20 protein-coding genes are annotated in these 17,820 nt (G+C 69.2%); 15 read left to right on the plus strand and 5 right to left on the minus strand.

What is annotated here, in order from left to right; translation table 11 throughout:
- The first annotated feature begins 37 nt into the window (after positions 1–37).
- The 4 genes from AB0N22_RS02080 to AB0N22_RS02095 all read left to right on the plus strand — a co-directional run bounded on the left by AB0N22_RS02080 (position 38) and on the right by AB0N22_RS02095 (position 5,173).
- Positions 38–1,873 (plus strand): AMP-dependent synthetase/ligase, encoded by a 1,836-nt coding sequence (locus AB0N22_RS02080; protein WP_364635410.1) that lies wholly within the window; start codon positions 38–40, stop codon positions 1,871–1,873.
- A gap of 33 nt (positions 1,874–1,906) precedes the next feature.
- Complete coding sequence (gene hemW / locus AB0N22_RS02085) at positions 1,907–3,067, plus strand: radical SAM family heme chaperone HemW (RefSeq protein WP_364639163.1); 1,161 nt, start codon at positions 1,907–1,909, stop codon at positions 3,065–3,067.
- A 106-nt stretch (positions 3,068–3,173) separates the two neighbouring features.
- Positions 3,174–4,274 (plus strand): CHAP domain-containing protein, encoded by a 1,101-nt coding sequence (locus tag AB0N22_RS02090; RefSeq protein WP_364635413.1) that lies wholly within the window; start codon positions 3,174–3,176, stop codon positions 4,272–4,274.
- Between the two features lie 56 nt (positions 4,275–4,330).
- Positions 4,331–5,173 (plus strand): CHAP domain-containing protein, encoded by an 843-nt coding sequence (locus tag AB0N22_RS02095; protein WP_364635416.1) that lies wholly within the window; start codon positions 4,331–4,333, stop codon positions 5,171–5,173.
- On the opposite strand, the gene AB0N22_RS02100 is transcribed toward AB0N22_RS02095, so the two are convergent.
- Together AB0N22_RS02100 and AB0N22_RS02105 are read right to left on the minus strand one after the other, a co-directional pair.
- Positions 5,163–6,002 (minus strand): DUF3097 domain-containing protein, encoded by an 840-nt coding sequence (locus AB0N22_RS02100; RefSeq protein ID WP_364635419.1) that lies wholly within the window; start codon positions 6,000–6,002, stop codon positions 5,163–5,165. The two genes, AB0N22_RS02095 and AB0N22_RS02100, sit on opposite strands and share 11 nt — an antisense overlap.
- Entirely contained in the window at positions 5,995–6,438 is a 444-nt protein-coding gene (locus tag AB0N22_RS02105) for a hypothetical protein (protein WP_364635422.1), read from the minus strand. Before AB0N22_RS02105 ends, AB0N22_RS02100 begins: the two co-directional genes overlap by 8 nt.
- A gap of 59 nt (positions 6,439–6,497) precedes the next feature.
- Here AB0N22_RS02105 and hrcA point away from each other — a divergent pair, with 59 nt between their 5' ends.
- From hrcA to era, 8 genes are all read left to right on the plus strand, one after another.
- Entirely contained in the window at positions 6,498–7,514 is a 1,017-nt protein-coding gene (gene hrcA, locus AB0N22_RS02110) for a heat-inducible transcriptional repressor HrcA (protein WP_364635424.1), read from the plus strand.
- A gap of 29 nt (positions 7,515–7,543) precedes the next feature.
- Positions 7,544–8,692 (plus strand): molecular chaperone DnaJ, encoded by a 1,149-nt coding sequence (gene dnaJ / locus AB0N22_RS02115; protein WP_364635427.1) that lies wholly within the window; start codon positions 7,544–7,546, stop codon positions 8,690–8,692.
- Positions 8,689–9,033, plus strand: a complete 345-nt coding sequence (locus AB0N22_RS02120; RefSeq protein WP_364635429.1) for a histidine triad nucleotide-binding protein — start codon at positions 8,689–8,691, stop codon at positions 9,031–9,033. The genes dnaJ and AB0N22_RS02120 overlap by 4 nt, the downstream gene beginning before the upstream one ends.
- 79 nt (positions 9,034–9,112) lie before the next feature.
- Positions 9,113–10,150: a PhoH family protein gene (locus AB0N22_RS02125; protein WP_364635432.1), complete on the plus strand. Its 1,038-nt coding sequence runs from the start codon at positions 9,113–9,115 to the stop codon at positions 10,148–10,150.
- Positions 10,128–10,604, plus strand: coding sequence for an rRNA maturation RNase YbeY (ybeY, locus tag AB0N22_RS02130; RefSeq protein ID WP_364635435.1), 477 nt, complete (start codon positions 10,128–10,130; stop codon positions 10,602–10,604). Before AB0N22_RS02125 ends, ybeY begins: the two co-directional genes overlap by 23 nt.
- A 10-nt stretch (positions 10,605–10,614) precedes the next feature.
- Positions 10,615–11,925, plus strand: a complete 1,311-nt coding sequence (locus AB0N22_RS02135) for a hemolysin family protein (RefSeq protein WP_364635438.1) — start codon at positions 10,615–10,617, stop codon at positions 11,923–11,925.
- Positions 11,909–12,238 (plus strand): cytidine deaminase, encoded by a 330-nt coding sequence (locus tag AB0N22_RS02140; protein WP_364635440.1) that lies wholly within the window; start codon positions 11,909–11,911, stop codon positions 12,236–12,238. The genes AB0N22_RS02135 and AB0N22_RS02140 overlap by 17 nt, the downstream gene beginning before the upstream one ends.
- Positions 12,235–13,152 (plus strand): GTPase Era, encoded by a 918-nt coding sequence (gene era, locus AB0N22_RS02145; RefSeq protein ID WP_364635443.1) that lies wholly within the window; start codon positions 12,235–12,237, stop codon positions 13,150–13,152. Before AB0N22_RS02140 ends, era begins: the two co-directional genes overlap by 4 nt.
- Before the next feature lie 84 nt (positions 13,153–13,236).
- On the opposite strand, the gene AB0N22_RS02150 is transcribed toward era, so the two are convergent.
- Together AB0N22_RS02150 and AB0N22_RS02155 are read right to left on the minus strand one after the other, a co-directional pair.
- A complete protein-coding gene (locus AB0N22_RS02150; RefSeq protein ID WP_364635445.1) occupies positions 13,237–13,674 on the minus strand; it encodes a hypothetical protein in 438 nt (145 codons plus the stop codon).
- A gap of 76 nt (positions 13,675–13,750) precedes the next feature.
- Complete coding sequence (locus AB0N22_RS02155; protein ID WP_364635448.1) at positions 13,751–14,017, minus strand: acylphosphatase; 267 nt, start codon at positions 14,015–14,017, stop codon at positions 13,751–13,753.
- A gap of 25 nt (positions 14,018–14,042) precedes the next feature.
- On the opposite strand from AB0N22_RS02155, the gene AB0N22_RS02160 reads away from it, so the two are divergent.
- From AB0N22_RS02160 to AB0N22_RS02170, 3 genes are all read left to right on the plus strand, one after another.
- Entirely contained in the window at positions 14,043–14,843 is an 801-nt protein-coding gene (locus AB0N22_RS02160; protein ID WP_364635450.1) for a pentapeptide repeat-containing protein, read from the plus strand.
- A 9-nt stretch (positions 14,844–14,852) separates the two neighbouring features.
- A complete protein-coding gene (locus AB0N22_RS02165; protein ID WP_364635453.1) occupies positions 14,853–15,872 on the plus strand; it encodes a PHP domain-containing protein in 1,020 nt (339 codons plus the stop codon).
- Positions 15,873–15,966: 94 nt separating this feature from the next.
- Positions 15,967–17,109 carry a hypothetical protein gene (locus AB0N22_RS02170; RefSeq protein WP_364635456.1) on the plus strand — a complete coding sequence of 381 codons (1,143 nt, stop codon included), beginning with the start codon at positions 15,967–15,969 and terminating at the stop codon, positions 17,107–17,109.
- Here the strand turns inward: AB0N22_RS02170 and AB0N22_RS02175 are convergent.
- Positions 17,065–17,790 (minus strand): hypothetical protein, encoded by a 726-nt coding sequence (locus AB0N22_RS02175; RefSeq protein WP_364635459.1) that lies wholly within the window; start codon positions 17,788–17,790, stop codon positions 17,065–17,067. The genes AB0N22_RS02170 and AB0N22_RS02175 overlap by 45 nt on opposite strands.
- Positions 17,791–17,820: the final 30 nt, after the last annotated feature.

Genomic DNA, 17,820 nt, shown 5'->3' on the forward strand with positions numbered 1-17,820 from the left:
CATACCTGCCGTACGTCTGCGTCGAAGGAACCCATACATGCCCCCTCAGGTCGTCACCCCGGAACAGCTCGCCATCATCGAGGACCGCCCCGCCAGCGTGTCGGCGATGTTCTTCGATCGGGTCCACAAGAGCGCTGCCCGTGAGGCCTACCGCTACCCCGACGAGAACGAGAACTGGCAGTCGCTGACCTGGGCCGAGACGGGTGACCGGGTCACCAACCTCGCCGCCGGGCTCGTGTCGCTGGGCATCGAGGCCGAGCAGCGTGTGGCGATCGCCTCGGGCACCCGCATCGAGTGGATCCTGGCCGATCTCGCGGTCATGGCCGCGGGCGGTGCGACGACCACGGTCTACCCGACGACGATGGCCGACGACGTCGCCTACATCCTCGCCGACTCCGACAGCCGGGTCGTCTTCGCCGAGGACGACGAGCAGGTCGCCAAGCTCCGTCAGAAGCACTCCGAGCTGCCCTCGTTGTCGAAGGTGGTGGTGTTCGACGGAGAAGGCGACGGCGACTGGGTCATCACGTTCGAGGACCTCGAGAAGCTCGGTGCGGCCTACCTCGCCGACCACCCGACCGTGGTCGACGAGCGCGTCGCCGCGACCAACGGCGACTCGCTCGCCACCTTGATCTACACGTCCGGCACGACCGGCCGGCCCAAGGGCGTGCGGCTGAGCCACGACGGCTGGGTCTATGAAGGCACCGTCATGGTCGCCGCGGACATCCTCTCCGAGGACGACCTGCAGTTCCTGTGGCTGCCCATGGCCCACTCGTTCGGCAAGGTCCTGCTGTCCACGCAGCTGGCCATCGGCTTCGCAACCGCGATCGACGGCCGGGTCCCGCGGATCGTGGACAACCTGGCCATCGTCAAGCCGACCTTCATGGGTGCGGCTCCGCGCATCTTCGAGAAGGCGTACGGACGCATCGTCGGCATGACGGAGGCCGAGGGCGGCGCCAAGCTCAAGATCTTCCAGTGGGCCGAGAAGGTCGGCATCGCGCACTCGCGTGCCGTGCGCTCGGGCAAGCCCGTCTCGCCGATCCTCAAGGCGCAGTTCGCCGTCGCCGACAAGCTCGTGTTCTCCAAGGTGCGGGCTCGCTTCGGCGGCCGGGTGCGCTTCTTCATCTCCGGCGCCGCAGCGCTGTCGCCCGACATCGCCGAGTGGTTCCACGCCGCGGGCGTCCTGATCCTCGAGGGCTACGGACTCACCGAGAACTCCGCAGGCGCGTTCGTCAACCACCCCGACAACTTCAAGCTCGGCTCGGTCGGCACGGCATTCCCCGGCAGCGAGGCGCGGATCGCCGAGGACGGCGAGATCCTGATCAAGGGCCCGCACGTCATGCGCGGCTACCACAACCTGGACACCGAGAGCGCCTCCACGCTCACCAGCGACGGCTGGCTGCACACCGGTGACGAGGGGCGCATCGACGAGGACGGCTTCCTCTACATCACCGGTCGCAAGAAGGAGCTGTTCAAGACGTCGGGCGGCAAGTACGTCGCGCCGCCGCACATCGAGGGCATGTTCAAGGGCATCAGCTCCCTGACGAGCCAGATCGTGGTGCACGGCAACGAGCGCAACTTCTGCTCGGCCCTCATCACGCTTGACCCCGACGGCGTCGCCGAGTGGGCGGCGCACCACGGCATGAAGGACAAGCCGTACGCCGAGGTCGTCGCGTCGCCGGAGATGCACGACGTCATCCAGGGTCAGATCGACGAGCTCAACTCCAAGCTCAACCGCTGGGAGACGATCAAGAAGTTCGCCATCCTCGACCACGACCTCAGCGTCGAGAACGGCGAGATCACGCCGAGCATGAAGGTCAAGCGCAACGTCGTGGAAGCCAACAACAAGGAGATCCTCGACGCCTTCTACGCTTAGGCAGTGAGTCTTCCCGAGAGCCCGGTCGTCCAGCTGGACGACCGGGCTCTTGCTGCGCCGGCGGGGCGACCGCTCGGCGTCTACGTGCACGTGCCGTTCTGCTCGGTCCGGTGCGGCTACTGCGACTTCAACACGTACACCGCGGACGAGCTCGGGGAGGGCGCCACGCGGGCGTCGTACGCCGACACCGCGATCCTGGAGATCGAGCGGGCGGGCCGGCAGCTCACGCAGGCGCCCGCGGTCGAGACCGTGTTCTTCGGCGGCGGCACGCCGACCCAGCTGCCGTCGGCCGACCTGGTGCGGATCCTCGACGCGATCCGTCGCACCTTCGGACTGGTGGACGGCATCGAGGTGACGACCGAGGCCAACCCGGACAGCGTCACGCCGGAGTCGTTGGCCGTCCTGCGCGAGGGCGGGTTCACCCGGATCTCGTACGGCGTGCAGTCCGCCGTGCCCCACGTCCTGGCGACGCTCGAGCGCACGCACGACCCGGCCGGGGTGCCGCAGGCCGTCAGGTGGGCCCGAGAGGCCGGGTTCGAGCAGCTCAGCGTCGACCTGATCTACGGCACGCCGGGCGAGTCGGTGGACGACTGGCGGACGAGCCTCGACCAGGCGATCGCCCTGGAGCCCGACCACGTCAGCGCGTACGCCCTGATCGTCGAGGACGGCACGGCGTTCGCCCGCAAGGTACGCCGCGGGGAGGTCGTCCTGCCCGACGACGACGAGACCGCCGACAAGTACCTCCTGGCGGACGAGCAGCTCACCGCTGCAGGACTCGGCTGGTACGAGCTGTCCAACTGGGCGCGAGACGCGGCCGCCCAGTGCCGGCACAACGTCCTCTACTGGCGAAGCGACGACTGGATCGGCATCGGCCCCGGCGCGCACTCGCACGTCGCGGGCGAGCGGTGGTGGAACGTCAAGCACCCCGCGGCGTACGCCGGCAGGCTCATCGCCGGAGAGTCGCCCCGGCACGACGGCGAGACGATCGATGCCTCGACGGCCCACACGGAACGCGTGATGCTCGAGACCCGGTTGCGGGCCGGGCTCAGGCCCGAGCTACTGGGCCCGAGGGGTCGCGCAGCCGTCGCCGAGATCGTCGCCCGCGGGCTCGCGACGCGCGAGGACGGCCGGCTCGTGCTGACCCGGTCGGGACGCCTCCTCGCGGACGCCATCGTGCGGGAGCTCGTCGAATAGTTGTATTCGCCTCAAGTAACTCGGAGTTACTGCCTACGCTGCAGTCAGGGAGTGGGTCTATGGGAGTGGACCCAGGGAGCTTCGGGGGAGAAACGGCGAGGGAGCTATGCGCCACGCGCATGGGCCGGTGCGACTGCTGGGAGTGGTCGTCGCACTGATCACCACGATGTGGGCCGCACCGGCCCAGGCAGCCTTGACGGTGCTGTGCACCGGATTCACCGGGTGCCTCACGGTCGGGCGGACCGACAGCGGGTACGCGAACGTGTACCTGCAGTCGTTCTGGAGCATGAAGCCGGGCCACAACTGCACCAACTACGTCGCCTACCGGTTGACCCATGGCCGGCTCGTCGCGCGGCCTCCGGGCACGAACAGTGCGCTGACGTGGGGACCAGCCGCCAGACAGGCCGGGATCAGGGTCGACGACGTGCCTGCGGTCGGCGCCGTCGCGTGGTGGGACGCCGGCGTCTCGGGGGCGTCGGCGACCTCGGGCCACGTCGCCTACGTCGAGGCGGTCCTGCCGGGCGGGGTGCTGGTGTCGGAGGACAACCTCAGCGGCGACTTCCGCTGGCGGCTCATGACCCGGCTGGACGGCACGTGGCCCTCGGGCTTCATCCACTACCCCGAGTCCGACGGCTCGCCGGCGGGTGAGCTCACGGCTGTGGCCTCGCCGCAGGTCGGGAGGCTGGAGCTGTGGGGCTCGGCCATGGACCCGGACGCCGCCGGCGACAACCGGACCTACCTCGTCAGCCTCGGGGGGCCGCGCGGCACGGTCGGTGCCGAGGCCTTCACGTTCCAGAGCGAGTTCTTCCGGTTCCGTCGTCTCCACGACGTCAGCACGCGGGGGCCGACGACGGCATACCTGTACGCCCTGAACACCGCGGGAACGGCCGGCCGTGACGTGCTGCTCGGGCACCGCCCGGTGACGATCATGCGCTCGTCGACGACGCGTGCGTCGTTCGTCGACTCGACGATCACCCGCTCGCGGCACCCGAAGGTGCGCATCAGCCTGGCCCCGACGCAGGCGAGCGGCACGGTGGACGTCATGCGCGGGACGACGCGCCTCGCCCGGGTCACGATGGAGAGCGGGACGCGCAGGACCGTCACGCTGCCGCGCCAGCGCAAGGGCCGGTGGGCGATCAAGGTGCGCTACCACCGGACGACGTCGTTCGGAAGCAGCAGCAGGACCGTGTACCTGAGGGTCAGGTGAGACAGGTTTCCACATCGCGTTGCCCGCAAGCATTCCGACGCGTAGCTTCAGGAGTCATGCGCATCCGCCGTCTTGCCGTCGCTGCTGCCCTGGCGCTCGGCACCCTCGTGGGTGCAGCGCCGGCCCAGGCCACAGAGTTCCAGATCATCTGCAACGGCTGGGCCGACTGCGCCGACGCCAACCGCAGCACCTACGGCTACCAGTCGAGGTACACGTCGTCGTTCTGGAGCCAGAGCGGCGGACACAACTGCACGAACTACGTCGCCTGGCGCCTGACCCACAACGGGCGCGTGGCGGCCCGGGTGCCCGGCACGGGCAGCGCGACGACCTGGAAGCAGGCTGTCCTCGACCATCCCGGCTGGGGCGCCTCGTTCTCGACGACGCCGAAGCCGAGCACCATCGCGTGGTGGCCGGCCAACAGCGGCCTGGCCGGTCCGAAGGGTCACGTGGCGTACGTGCAGAAGGTCGAGACGATCGGCGGCAAGACCTACGTGACCGTCTCGGAGGACAACGAGGGTGGTGCGTTCCGCTGGGTCCGCGTGTCCGGCTCGAGGCTGCCGCACGGCTACCTCTCGTTCGCCCAGGCCAGCGGGACCGTCAAGGGCGAGATCGACCCGATCACCTCCCCGAGCTCGGGCAGGATCGACGTGTCCGGCTTCGTGACCGACCCCGACTCGTACGCGAGCGGCGTCAGGCTCAAGGCCGTGGTCCGCAACGGCGCGAAGCTGGTGACCTTCACCAGCTCGCGTTCGGCGAAGTTCGCCTTCACGGCGACGTGGTCGAGCTCGAGCATGCCGACCGGGCCCCGCACGGTCTACCTGTACGGCTCCAACGTCGCCGGGACCCGCGGCGCGAGCTCGGTCCTGCTGCACCAGCAGGTCGTGGACATCAAGCCGTAGGAGCCGTCACGAAGTCGATGAGCTCCTCGACGCGACCCAGGAAGGCGGGCTCTAAGTCTGCGTAGGAGTCGACCCGGCCCAGGATGTGCTTCCAGGCGCGGGCGATGTCGGCCTGGTCGCGGTGCGGCCAGCCCATCGCCTCGCAGATGCCGTGCTTCCAGTCGGTGCCGCGGGGAATCACCGGCCAGGCGGACATGCCGAGGCGGTCGGCCTTGACCGACTGCCAGACATCGACGTAGGGGTGCCCCACCACAAGGACGTGTGGCCGGCCGGAGACCTGCTGGGCGATGCGCGTCTCCTTGGACCCCGGCACGAGATGGTCGACCAGGACGCCGAGACGGCGCTCGGGTCCGGGGGAGAACTCGTCGACGACCGAGGCGAGGTCGTCGATGCCGCCGAGGTACTCCACCGCGACACCCTCGATCCGCAGGTCGTCGCCCCACACCTTCTCGACGAGCTCGGCGTCGTGCCGCCCCTCGACGTAGATGCGACTCGGCAGGGCCACGCGGGCCTTGGCACCGGCGACCGCTCGGGAGCCGGAGGCCGTACGGCCGGAGGTCGCCTTGGTCGCGGCCGACGGAGGCCTGAGGTCGACCGGCTTGCCGTCGAGGAGGAAGCCGGGACCGAACGGGAACGAGCGGCGGACGAGTCGCCGGTCCTCGAGGATCATCATGCCGAGATCCTTCTCGATGACCATGACCTCGCCGCAGAACCCGGTCGTGGCGTCCTCGACGACCATGCCGTGCTCGACGACGACCTCGACCGTGCGGCCCCGAGGCGGCTTGCGCCAGTCGCTCGACAGGACGTCGGTGCCGTATCGGTCAACCATGCAGTGCCCCCAGAAGTCGTTGGTGCAGCGTCTCGACGTCGTCCTTGGTGATGCCGGGCCCCAGGATCGTGACCTTGCCCTCCATCAGCCCCAGTGCGAGATCGATCGCCGCCGGCCAGCTCGGCTGGACGTCGGCCGGGAGGTCGCGGGCCCACAGGTCGCCGATGGCGACGTAGCGGATCGTCTCGTCGAGCCTGATCTCGGTGGCCGTCATGACGAGCTCGCCACCGGCCGGCCCGTCGCCCAGGTGTGCCACCTCGACGAACCAGCCGCCGCCGAGATCGGTGGCCCACACCGACGACATGTCACCGCCTTGGGACTCGTGGGCGATCGTCGTCCCGTCGTCGAGCGTGATCAGGCGAGGCGCGTATGTGAGGGATCGCTCAGTGCCTGTGACCGCGATCGTGCCGTCGTCATTCGTCTGGATTCCCCGCACATCGCTAGACTGGCACTTGACCAGGGAGAGTGCCAGTAGGCTCGCGGAGAGGGGATTGCATGTCTGACGACCGCCGTCTCGACGTGCTGCGCGCCATCGTCGAGGACTACGTCGCCACCCAGGAGCCGGTCGGCTCCCGGTCCCTGCTGGATCGGCACCAGCTGGGCGTGTCGCCGGCGACGATCCGCAACGACATGGCGGCCCTCGAGGACGAGGGCTACATCATGCAGCCCTACACGAGCGCCGGGCGCATCCCGACCGACAAGGGCTACCGGATGTTCGTCGACCGGCTCGCGACGGTCAAGGCGCTGTCCCCGGCTGAGCGACGGGCCATCGAGACGTTCCTGACCGGCGCCGTCGACGTCGACGACGTCGTGCAGCGCTCCGTCAGGGTGCTGGCGCAGCTGACCAACCAGGTCGCGATCGTGCAGTACCCGTCGCTGACCCGATCGACCGTCCGTCACATCGAGGTCGTCGCGCTGGAGGGGGCGCGCGTCCTGCTCGTGGTCATCACGAGCAGCGGGCGGGTCGAGCAGCGCATCATCGAGCTGGTCGAGACCCCGAGCGAGCAGCTCATCGGTGACATCCGCTCCCGCATCACCGGCGCCACGGTCGGCCAGCGACTTCCCGAAGCGTCGCTCCGGCTCGCCGAGATGATCGAGACGTTCGCACCCAACGACCGGCCGATCGTCACGTCGATCGTCACGACGCTGTCGCAGACCTTCACCAACGAGCGGTCCGACGAGCGCATCGCGGTCGGCGGCACGGCCAACCTGGCCCGCTTCGGCAACGACTTCGACACCGCGATCAAGCCCGTGCTGGAGGCGATCGAGGAGCAGGTCGTCCTCCTCAAGCTGCTGGGAGAGGCGACCAGTGGTTTGACGGTCCGCATCGGCAGCGAGACCGGCAACGAGAGCCTGTCGAGCACGGCTGTCGTCTCATCGGCGTACGGTCTGGACGACCAGGCGCTCGCGACCCTCGGCACCGTCGGGCCGACCCGCATGGACTATCCCGCAACGATGGCCGCCGTCGGCGCCGTCGCCCGTTACGTCGGCCGCATGCTGGCCGACAACTGAACCCCGTTGATCAAGGAAACCCACCACTGATGGCCCAGGACTACTACGCGACACTCGGCGTCGGACGCGACGCGGGCGCCGACGAGATCAAGAAGGCGTACCGCAAGCTCGCGCGCCAGCTGCACCCCGACGTCAACAGCGAGCCGGACGCCTCCGACCGCTTCAAGGAGGTCACGGTCGCCTACGAGGTGCTGTCCGACCCCCAGAAGCGCTCGACCTACGACCGCGGCGGCGATCCGCTCAGCGCCCACGGCAGCGGCGGCTTCGGCGGCCAGGGCTTCAACTTCGACGACATCATGGATGCGTTCTTCGGCCAGAACGCGAGCCGTGGTCCGCGGCCGCGGATGCAGCGCGGGCAGGATGCGCTCCTGCGGCTCAACGTCGACCTCGCCGAGGCGGCGTTCGGCGTGACCCACGAGATCAAGGTCGACACCGCGGTGACCTGCACGACGTGCGAGGGCAGCGGCGCCGCCAACGGGTCGCAGCCGGTCACCTGTCGCACCTGCCACGGTCACGGCGACGTCCAGCACGTCCAGCGCTCGCTGCTCGGCGACATCCGTACGTCCCGCCCGTGCCCCACGTGCCACGGGTTCGGCACGGTCATCCCCGAGCCGTGCCCCGAGTGCGCCGGTGAGGGGCGGGTCCGGTCACGCCGCTCGATCTCGGTGACGATCCCCGCCGGTGTCGACCAGGGGACGCGCATCCAGCTCTCCGGCGAGGGTGAGGTGGGGCCCGGTGGCGGTCCGGCCGGCGACCTCTACCTCGAGGTCAACGTGGCCCGCCACCCGGTGTTCCAGCGCAAGGGCGACCAGCTGTTCTGCCAGATCACGGTGCCCATGACGGCCGCTGCGCTCGGCACACACCTGGACCTGCCGACGCTCGAGGCGGATCTCCCGGAGCCGGCGGACGGCTCGACGACGGTCGAGCTCGACGTCGCACCCGGGACGCAGTCCGGCGACACGATCACGATCAAGGGACACGGCGTGCCGCGGCTGCGCGGCTCCGGCCGGGGCGATCTCAAGGTCCAGGTCGTCGTCGAGACCCCCACCCGGGTCGACGACGAGCAGCGCGACCTGCTCGTGCAGCTGGCCAAGCTGCGCGACGAGGAGCGCCCCGAGGCGCTCATCGGCAACAACCACAAGGGTGTGTTCGGCAAGATCAAGGACGCCTTCAAGTGAGCGGCGAGGACTGCATCTTCTGCAAGATCGTCAGCGGCGAGATTCCTGCCGAGATCGTGTCGACGACCGACCACACGGTGGCGTTCCGCGACCTCGACCCCCAGGCCCCGACCCACGTGCTGGTCATCCCCAAGCGGCACGAGCCTGACATCGGCAGTCTCGCCGCGGCCGACCCCGACGCGACGATCGCGCTCCTCGCCGAGGCCCGGCAGATCGCCACGAAGGAGGGCAACGGGTCCTACCGGTTGGTGTTCAACACCGGTGCGGACGCCCACCAGACGGTGTTCCACTGCCACGCGCACGTGCTCGCTGGTCGCGAGCTCGGCTGGCCGCCGGGCTGAGCCCGACCCCGATCGCCGACCAGGCCGCGAGGAACAGAATTGGCACGCTGTCACTGCGAATGCGTACGATTGAGACCACATGACTGAAGACACCACGCCTGCCCACACGTTCACGATTCCGTCGAGCGTCCCGGCAGTTGCCCTGCTCGGCCCCGCCGACGAGTTCCTCCGCCTCATCGAAGACTCCTTCGAGGCGCGCATCCACGCGCGCGGCAACACCATCACGGTGACGGGATCGCCCGCCGAGGCCGCCATGGTCGAGCGGTTGCTCGACGAGCTCGTGACGATCGTGCGCACGGGACAGAACCTCACGCGTGAGACGGTCGAGCGCAGCGTGTCGATGCTGCGCACCGAGACCGAGGAGAAGCCGGCCGAGGTCCTCAGCCTCAACATCCTGTCCAACCGGGGCCGCACGATCCGCCCCAAGACGGTCAACCAGAAGCGCTACGTCGACGCGATCGACAAGCACACGATCGTCTTCGGCATCGGCCCGGCCGGCACCGGCAAGACCTACCTCGCGATGGCCAAGGCCGTCCAGGCACTGCAGGCCAAGGAGGTCACCCGCATCATCCTGACGCGGCCGGCCGTCGAGGCGGGCGAGCACCTCGGCTTCCTGCCGGGCACGCTCGGCGAGAAGATCGATCCCTACCTGCGCCCGCTCTACGACGCCCTGCACGACATGATCGACCCCGAGTCGATCCCCAAGCTGCTGACGTCCGGCGTCATCGAGGTCGCTCCGCTGGCCTACATGCGCGGCCGCACGCTCAACGACGCGTTCATCATCCTCGACGAGGCGCAGAACACGACGCAGGAGCAGATGAAGATGTTCCTGACACGGCTCGGCTTCGGCTCCAAGATCGTCGTCACCGGCGACGTCACCCAGGTCGACCTGCCCAACAGCACCAAGAGCGGTCTGCGCGTCGTGCAGAACATCCTCGACGACGTGCGTGACATCCACTTCTCGCAGCTGACGGCCTCCGACGTCGTCCGCCACAAGCTCGTCGGACGCATCGTCGCCGCCTACGACTCGTTCGAGGCCGACAAGGCCGCTGCGCCTCGGTCCGGCCGGGTCGCCGAGGCGGGTGCAGAGCCGCATGAACGTCGACGTACTCAATGAGTCCGGCGCCGACGTCGACGTCGTCGGCCTGACCCGGCTGTGCCGCTTCACGATGCGGCGCATGCGCCTGCACCCCGCGACCGAGCTGACCGTGCGCCTCGTCGATCCCGACACGATCGCGACGCTCAACGAGCAGTGGATGGGCAAGAAGGGACCGACCGACGTCCTGTCGTTCCCCATGGACGAGCTCACGCCGGGCCGTGACGACGCCGAGAGCCCCGAGGGATATCTCGGCGACATCGCCCTGTGCCCGCAGGTCGCGGAGCAGCAGGCACCGGCAGCGGGTCACACGGCCCAGGACGAGGTCGACCTGCTGACGGTGCACGGCATCCTCCACCTCCTCGGCTACGACCACGCGGAGCCCGAGGAGCACAAGGAGATGTTCGGCATCCAGGGCCGCCTGCTCCTGGAGTGGCAGCAGGCCGCCGAGGGCAAGGACCCCGAACAACCGTGACGAGCCCACGATGAGCTGGGCACCGATCGTCGTGTCGGTGGCCCTGGCGCTGGTCGCGGGCATGCTGGCCAGCGTCGACGCGGCGATCTCTGCCTTCTCCAAGGCACGAGCCGAGGAGCTCGAGGACGAGGGCCGCGGGGGAGCGGGGCGACTGGCACGCATCCTCGAGGACCCCGCGCCATACCTCAACTCGGTGCTGCTCGTCCGCGTCGTCGCCGAGACCTCGAGCGTCGTGCTCGTCGCCCTCTTCGTGGCGGACCAGGTCGACGGGCTGTGGCAACGCCTGCTGATCGCCGTCGGCATCATGGTGGTCGTCAGCTTCGTCCTCATCGGCGTCGGCCCTCGCACGTTAGGTCGCCAGCACGCCGAATCGATCGCGCTCGCGTCGGCGCTGCCGGTGATCGGCCTGACCCGCCTGCTCGGGCCCATTCCGCAGCTGCTGATCCTGCTGGGCAACGCGGTGACGCCGGGCAAGGGATTCCGCGAGGGCCCGTTCGCGTCCGAGGTCGAGGTGCGAGAGCTCGTCGACCTCGCCGCCGCGAGCTCGGTCATCGAGACCGACGAGGGCAAGATGCTGCAGTCGGTGTTCGAGCTCGGCGACACGATCGTCCGTGAGGTCATGGTGCCTCGCACCGACCTGGTGTTCATCGAGCGGCACAAGACCCTCCGCCAGGCGATGTCGCTGGCCTTGCGCAGCGGCTACTCCCGCATGCCGGTCATCGGGGAGAACCTCGACGACGTCGTCGGCATGGCCTATCTCAAGGACATCACCAAGCGGGTGTTCGACAACCACGTCGCCGAGACGACCGAGCGGGTCGAGTCGATCGCCCGGCCGTGTCTGTTCGTGCCCGACACCAAGCACGCCGACGACCTCCTCAAGGAGATGCAGGCCGAGCGCACGCACGTCGCGATCGTCGTGGACGAGTTCGGCGGAACCTCCGGCATGGTGACGATCGAGGACATCGTGGAGGAGATCGTCGGCGAGATCACCGACGAGTACGACACCGAGCCCGAGGAGAGCGAGCAGCTCGCCGACGGCTCGTGGCGGGTCAGCTCACGGTTCGAGGTCGACGATCTCGAGGACCTGTTCGACATCCCGATCGAGGACGAGGACGTCGACTCGGTCGGCGGTCTCATGGCCAAGCACCTCGGCAAGGTCCCGATCCGCGGCAGCGTCGTCGAGGTCGAGGGGCTGCGCTTGGAGGCCGAGGGGCCGTCGGGGCGGCGCAACCGCATCGGCCGGGTTCTCGTGAGCCGGGTCGACCACGACACTGACACCACCACAGCACCGAGAGGGTCGGACCATGGAACTCAGTCCTGAGGACGCCAAGCTGGTGACGCTCGCGCGCGCCTCACGGGCCCGCACCGGTGCGGCCGAGGGCGCGGCCGTGCGTGATCTCGACGGGCGTACCTACGCCGCGTCGACCGTCGCCCTGGAGTCTCTCAGAGTCGCCGCCCTGGACCTCGCGGTCGCGATGGCGGTGTCCTCGGGCGCGAAGGGCCTCGAGGGAGCGGCGGTCGTCACGGAGTCGGCCTCGGTCGAGACGACAGCCGTGCGCGACCTCGCCGGCGACGGGGTCAGTGTGTTCGTGGCCGATGCCAGCGGCACGGTCGGCTCGGAAGTCGTGGCATGAGTGAGTTCAGGTCAGGCTTCGCCTGCTTCGTCGGTCGTCCCAACGCGGGCAAGTCGACGCTCACCAACGCGCTCGTCGGCGGCAAGATCGCGATCACGTCGTCCAAGCCGCAGACCACCCGCCACGCGATCCGCGGGCTCGTCAACCGGCCCGATGCGCAGCTCGTGCTGATCGACACCCCCGGGCTGCACAAGCCCCACACGCTGCTGGGTGAGCGCCTCAACGCGCTCGTCCGGTCGACGTGGTCCGAGGTCGACACGATCGGGATGTGCCTGCCCGCCAACGAGACGGTTGGCGAGGGTGACAAGTTCCTGATCCGCGAGCTCGCGCAGATCCGGCGCAAGCCCGTCTTCGCGATCGCCACCAAGACCGACCTGGTCAAGCCCGACAAGCTGCGTGACCACCTGCTGCAGATCCAGCAGGCGGGCATCGACGCGGGGCTCACATGGCAGGAGATCATCCCGGTCTCGGCCGTCGCCAACGACCAGGTCGACCTGCTCGCCGAGCTGCTGATCGGCACGCTGCCGCATGGTCCGGCGCTCTATCCCGAGGGCCAGCTCACCGACGAGCCCGAGGAGACGCTGATCGCCGAGATCATCCGTGAAGCAGCGCTCGAGGGCGTGCGCGACGAGCTCCCGCACTCGATCGCGGTCGTGGTCGACGAGATGGTTCCCCGCCCCGACCGTCCTGAGGACAAGCCGCTGATCGACGTACGCGTCAACGTCTACGTGGAGCGCGACAGCCAGAAGGGCATCATCATCGGCAAGCAGGGCGCCCGCCTGCGCGAGATCGGCACCAGCTCGCGGTCACAGATCGAGAAGCTGCTCGGCACTCCGGTCTACCTCGACCTGCACGTCAAGGTCGCCAAGGAGTGGCAGCGCGACCCCAAGCAGCTCCGCAAGCTCGGTTTCTGACCCCTCGACCCCGCTGAGCGTGACGTCCTGCAGGTTGTCGTCGGCGTGTCGCCTGCACATCGTCACGCTCACGGCTGGGGTGGATCAGCGCGTCTCGGCCTTGCGCAGCACCGAGCCGAGCTGCTTGCCGAGGGCACGGGCGCCGATCAGCGGGATCAACGCACCGATGAGCCGCCCCTTGAACGAGCTCGCCACGCGGGTGAGGGTGACGTGGACGTCCGTCCCGTCGCCCGCAGGAGTCAGGCGGTAGAGCCAGCCGCTTCCGGGTCCCCACAGGTTGGACTCGACCGTGTCGACCGTGACGGTGCCGGCGGCGGCGTCCCACGTGTAGCGCCCCCGCTCCCAGCCCATGGCGTTGCCCTCCGTCACGTCGGCTGAGGACGGGCCGAGCTCGTGCACCGTGTAGTGCGACGCGTCGATCGATGGCCACGTGTCCGGCCGTCCCGGTCCGAAGTCGGTCAGGAGGGCCAGCACGTCGCTCGGCGCCAGGCTGGTGTGGACGGTGAAATCGGTCTTCGGCATGCTGAGTCCTTCGCTCCGGGGGCGGGAGTCCGCTCTGGTCGATCCTCTCGCACCTCTGTCTGTGCGGGGTCTCGCGTCAGCAAACGACGAACCCGGACAGTCCCGTCGGCTCCTCGGGACTGACCTCGACATCCTTCACCTCAGCCCTCGGCGGACCGTGCCGGCACCAGTCCACAACGGCGGTGACCGCCGCCTCGTCGCCCTCGAGCACGGCTTCCACTGATCCGTCGGGACGGTTCGACACCCAGCCGGCGACGCCGTTGGCCGCGGCCTCGCGTTGGCAGGAGGCGCGGAAGAACACCCCCTGCACGGTCCCGTGGACCACGACGCGCCGGCTGATCATCGCCCCAGCGTATTAGGCTCCCCGGGTGGACCGCCTCGACCTCGTCGCCGACTGCAGCAGCTGCTTCGGGTTGTGCTGCGTCGCCCTGGCGTTCGAGCGGTCGGCGGACTTCCCGGTGGACAAGTCCGCGGGCGATCCGTGCGTCAACCTGCAGGACGACTTCGCCTGCAGCATCCACGCCAGGCTCCGTGAGGAGGGGTTTCGGGGATCGGCGGTGTACGACTGCTTCGGCGCCGGGCAGCAGGTCGCCCAGGTGACCTTCGGCGGCACGAGCTGGAGAGCGGATCCGGCCAGCGCGACGGCGATGTTCGCGACGCTGCCGATCATGCAGCAGCTGCACGAGATGCTCTGGTACCTGGCCGATGCCCTGCAACGCCCGGCGGCCGCGGGCCTGCGGCCGGAGCTCGAGGCCGCGCGTGCGGAGACCGAGGCCCTCACGCGTACGACGGCCGCAGCCCTCGCCGCCCTCGACCTGACGGCGCACCGGGCCAAGGTCGCGCCGCTGCTGCAGCGCACGAGCGAGGCCGTACGCTCCGCACACCGTGGACCCGACCGGCGCGGCGCGGATCTCGCCGGGGCCGTTCTCGTCGGATCAGATCTCCGGGGGGCCGACCTGCGCGGGGCGCTGTTGATCGCGGCAGACCTGCGCGGCGCGGACCTCCGTGAGGCCGACCTGATCGGCGCCGACCTCAGGGACGCCGACGTGAGCGGAGCCGACCTGACCAACAGCCTCTTCCTCACCCAGATGCAGGTCAGCTCGGCCAAGGGCGATGCGCACACCAGGATTCCGGTGGCTCTGGTGCGCCCCGGGCACTGGGCGGGGTAGGGAGACGCCATGGATGCTGTCGAGGCGCTCAAGGAGATCGGCTTCTGGCTCGAGCGCGAGCTCGCCAAGACGTACCGGGTCGAGGCGTTCCGCAAGGCTGCCGCGGCCATCGAGCACCTCTCGCCCGACGAGATCCGCAGGCAGGTGCAGGACGGCAGTCTCAAGCGCCTCAAGGGCATCGGCGACCGGACCTTCGGCATCATCGCCGAGGCCTCGGCCGGCGAGGTGCCGGGCTACCTCGCTGACCTGCGCGAGCGGGGAGCGTCGCCCCTGGCCGCGGGCGGGGCCAAGCTGCGGGCCAAGCTGCGCGGCGACCTGCACAGCCACTCGGACTGGTCCGACGGCGGCTCGTCGATCGAGGAGATGGCTCGCGCGGCGGGGCGCCTCGGCCGGGAGTACCAGGTCATGACGGACCACTCGCCGCGCCTCACGATCGCCAACGGGCTGTCCGCGGAACGACTCGCCGAGCAGCTCGACGTGATCGCGGAGGTCGATGCCCAGCACGACGACCTCCGGCTGCTGAGCGGCATCGAGGTCGACATCCTCGACGACGGGACGCTCGACCAGACCGACGAGATGCTCGGACGCCTCGACGTGGTCGTCGCCAGCGTGCACTCCAAGCTCAAGATGGACCGCGACCTGATGACCCGGCGCATGGTCACCGCCATCGCGAACCCGCACACCAACGTGCTCGGCCACTGCACCGGGCGGCTCGTCGCGGGATCTCGCGGTGGCCGCGACCAGTCCCGCTTCGACCCTGAGATCGTGTTCGCGGCCTGCGAGAAGTTCGACGTCGCGGTCGAGATCAACTCACGTCCAGAGCGTCGGGACCCGCCGAGCCAGCTGATCCAGATCGCCCTCGACTACGGTTGCCTGTTCGCGATCAACACCGACGCGCACGCGCCGGGACAGCTCGACTTCCTCGACTACGGGGCGGAACGGGCGGCCGCCAACAAGGTGCCGGCCTCGCGCATCGTCACGACCTGGCCGGTCGACCGGCTGCTGGAATGGGCAAACGCGAAACACTGACGCCTTTCGTCCATATACTGATCCGGCTCGTCTCGGGGACATCGTCGGTCCGGGCAGCCCTGGCCATGCACGACGACACTCCCTGGGAAGCACCATGTCTGATCCAACCCCATCCGTTCCCGAGCTCGAATCCGCCCCGCGCAAACGCCGCCGGATCGGCCGGAGGTGGATCATCGTCGCGGCCGTGGTGGCCGTCCTCGCGCTGGTGCTCGGCGGAGCAGCGTACGCCGTGAAGGCCAAGGGTGATGCGAAGGCCGAGGACTACGCCCAGGCGCTCGACGCCTGGAACGACCAGAGGAACGACCTGCTGGGCGCGCCGTCGAAGGCCAACAGGGACCTGTGGAGCTTCGACGAGGACCCGACGACCAAGAAGTCGTTGAAGAAGCAGAAGGCCGCGTGCGAGGCCGTGCTGGATCTCCGCACCGCTGCCGCCAAGGACGCGGCAGCGGTCCCGGAGGAGCCCGACAACTTCTTCACGCTCCTCAGCTCCGACGAGCGCAAGGCCGTCAAGTACTCGGCGACCCACAAGAAGGCCGTCCGGGCGTTTGCCAAGGAGGCCGACGAGGTGCTGGTCCAGCTCCGCAAGGACTGCACGTGGAACATCAAGGTGAACTCGACCAAGGATGACGCGGCGGGGGCGAAGAAGATCTTCGACAAGGCCAAGGGCATGCTGCTGAAGCCCGGCCAGACGAACGGCAACTACTACTGCCCCTCGACGTCCAAGGTGTCGTGCCTGCCTGCGTCGGTGGGCGAGCGCACCGCGTACGTCGAGACGATCCTCAACGGGCTCAAGGTCGAGAAGGCGTACTTCACCGACCGGTTCTTCGCCGCAGGCGCCTGCGACCGGACGTCGTACGGGAAGCTGTGTGCGGAGCTGAAGCGCACCCTGTCGTCCTACTACGCGAACCTCGGCGACTACGGCGACGTCATCAAGTCGATTGCCCCGACGGACAGCAAGCTCCGCAAGGAGTTCGACCAGATGGTCAAGGACAACAAGGCGGTCAACAAGGCCTTCAAGAAGGCGATGCTCAAGGCGCATCCCAGGCTCAAGTACGACTCCCGGTTGACCGAGTTCCCGTTCTGGCAGGACGCCTACTTCAGCGCCATGGCGGACGACGCCATCCGCAAGCTGAACAACCTGAGGGGCGCGGTGGTGTCGGGCTCGGGACGCAGCGCCGTGTCGGACTCGGAGTCAGTGGAGACTCTGCGCCAGCACGCTGACGTCCGCCTCCGATGACGGGCTCGCTGCACGCCCGGTGACCTCGTCGTAGACGTCGATCAGCCGAGCGAGGTCCTTGACCATGCGGCGGGCCCGGGCGGGCTCGTTGCCGCAGTCGGCACGGCACTCCCCGGACGCTGCGACCAGGTGCGCGACGACGTGGGCCTTGGCGGCGTACGCCTCGGCGGGCCCGAGCTCAGGGGTCGTGACGAAGGCGAACACGCGTGCCGCGTCGAGGTGGAAGCTCGTGTGGGCAGGATCCAGGTCGCCCTCGCGTCGCGGGTGCGCCATGGCCTCGTCGATCGCCCGGCGGACATCGGCTGGGTCGCCCGCGCGTTCGATCCAGGCCTCGGCCTCGTCGATCGCCGCGACGACCGGGCCTCGGGAGTGAGGTTCGAGGAGCGCCATGACCTGCCGGGCCTGCTCGATCCGGAGCCTGGCACGCAGATCGGGGGTGTCCTCGGTCGTGCCGAAGAGCCGACCGATCAACGGGACCAGACGGCCCCGGTCGCTGTCGCGGAGGAGGTCGTTCGTCGTCCGTGCCTCGTGCGCCAGCATCGGGTGCGTGCACTCGGGGCGGTCGCTCCACTCCTCGCCTGCGAGCAACGAGACATACTCCATGACGCAGGCCTCGCCGTGCTCCGCGTCGTGAGAGCCCGCGGACAGGGTCGGCAGGGCGTCGGGCAGATTCGTGGTCACCTCTCCAGTGTCCCGCGCGGGTCAAGCGGC

The organism is Aeromicrobium sp. NPDC092404 (assembly GCF_040684095.1).
GTDB lineage: Bacteria > Actinomycetota > Actinomycetes > Propionibacteriales > Nocardioidaceae > Aeromicrobium.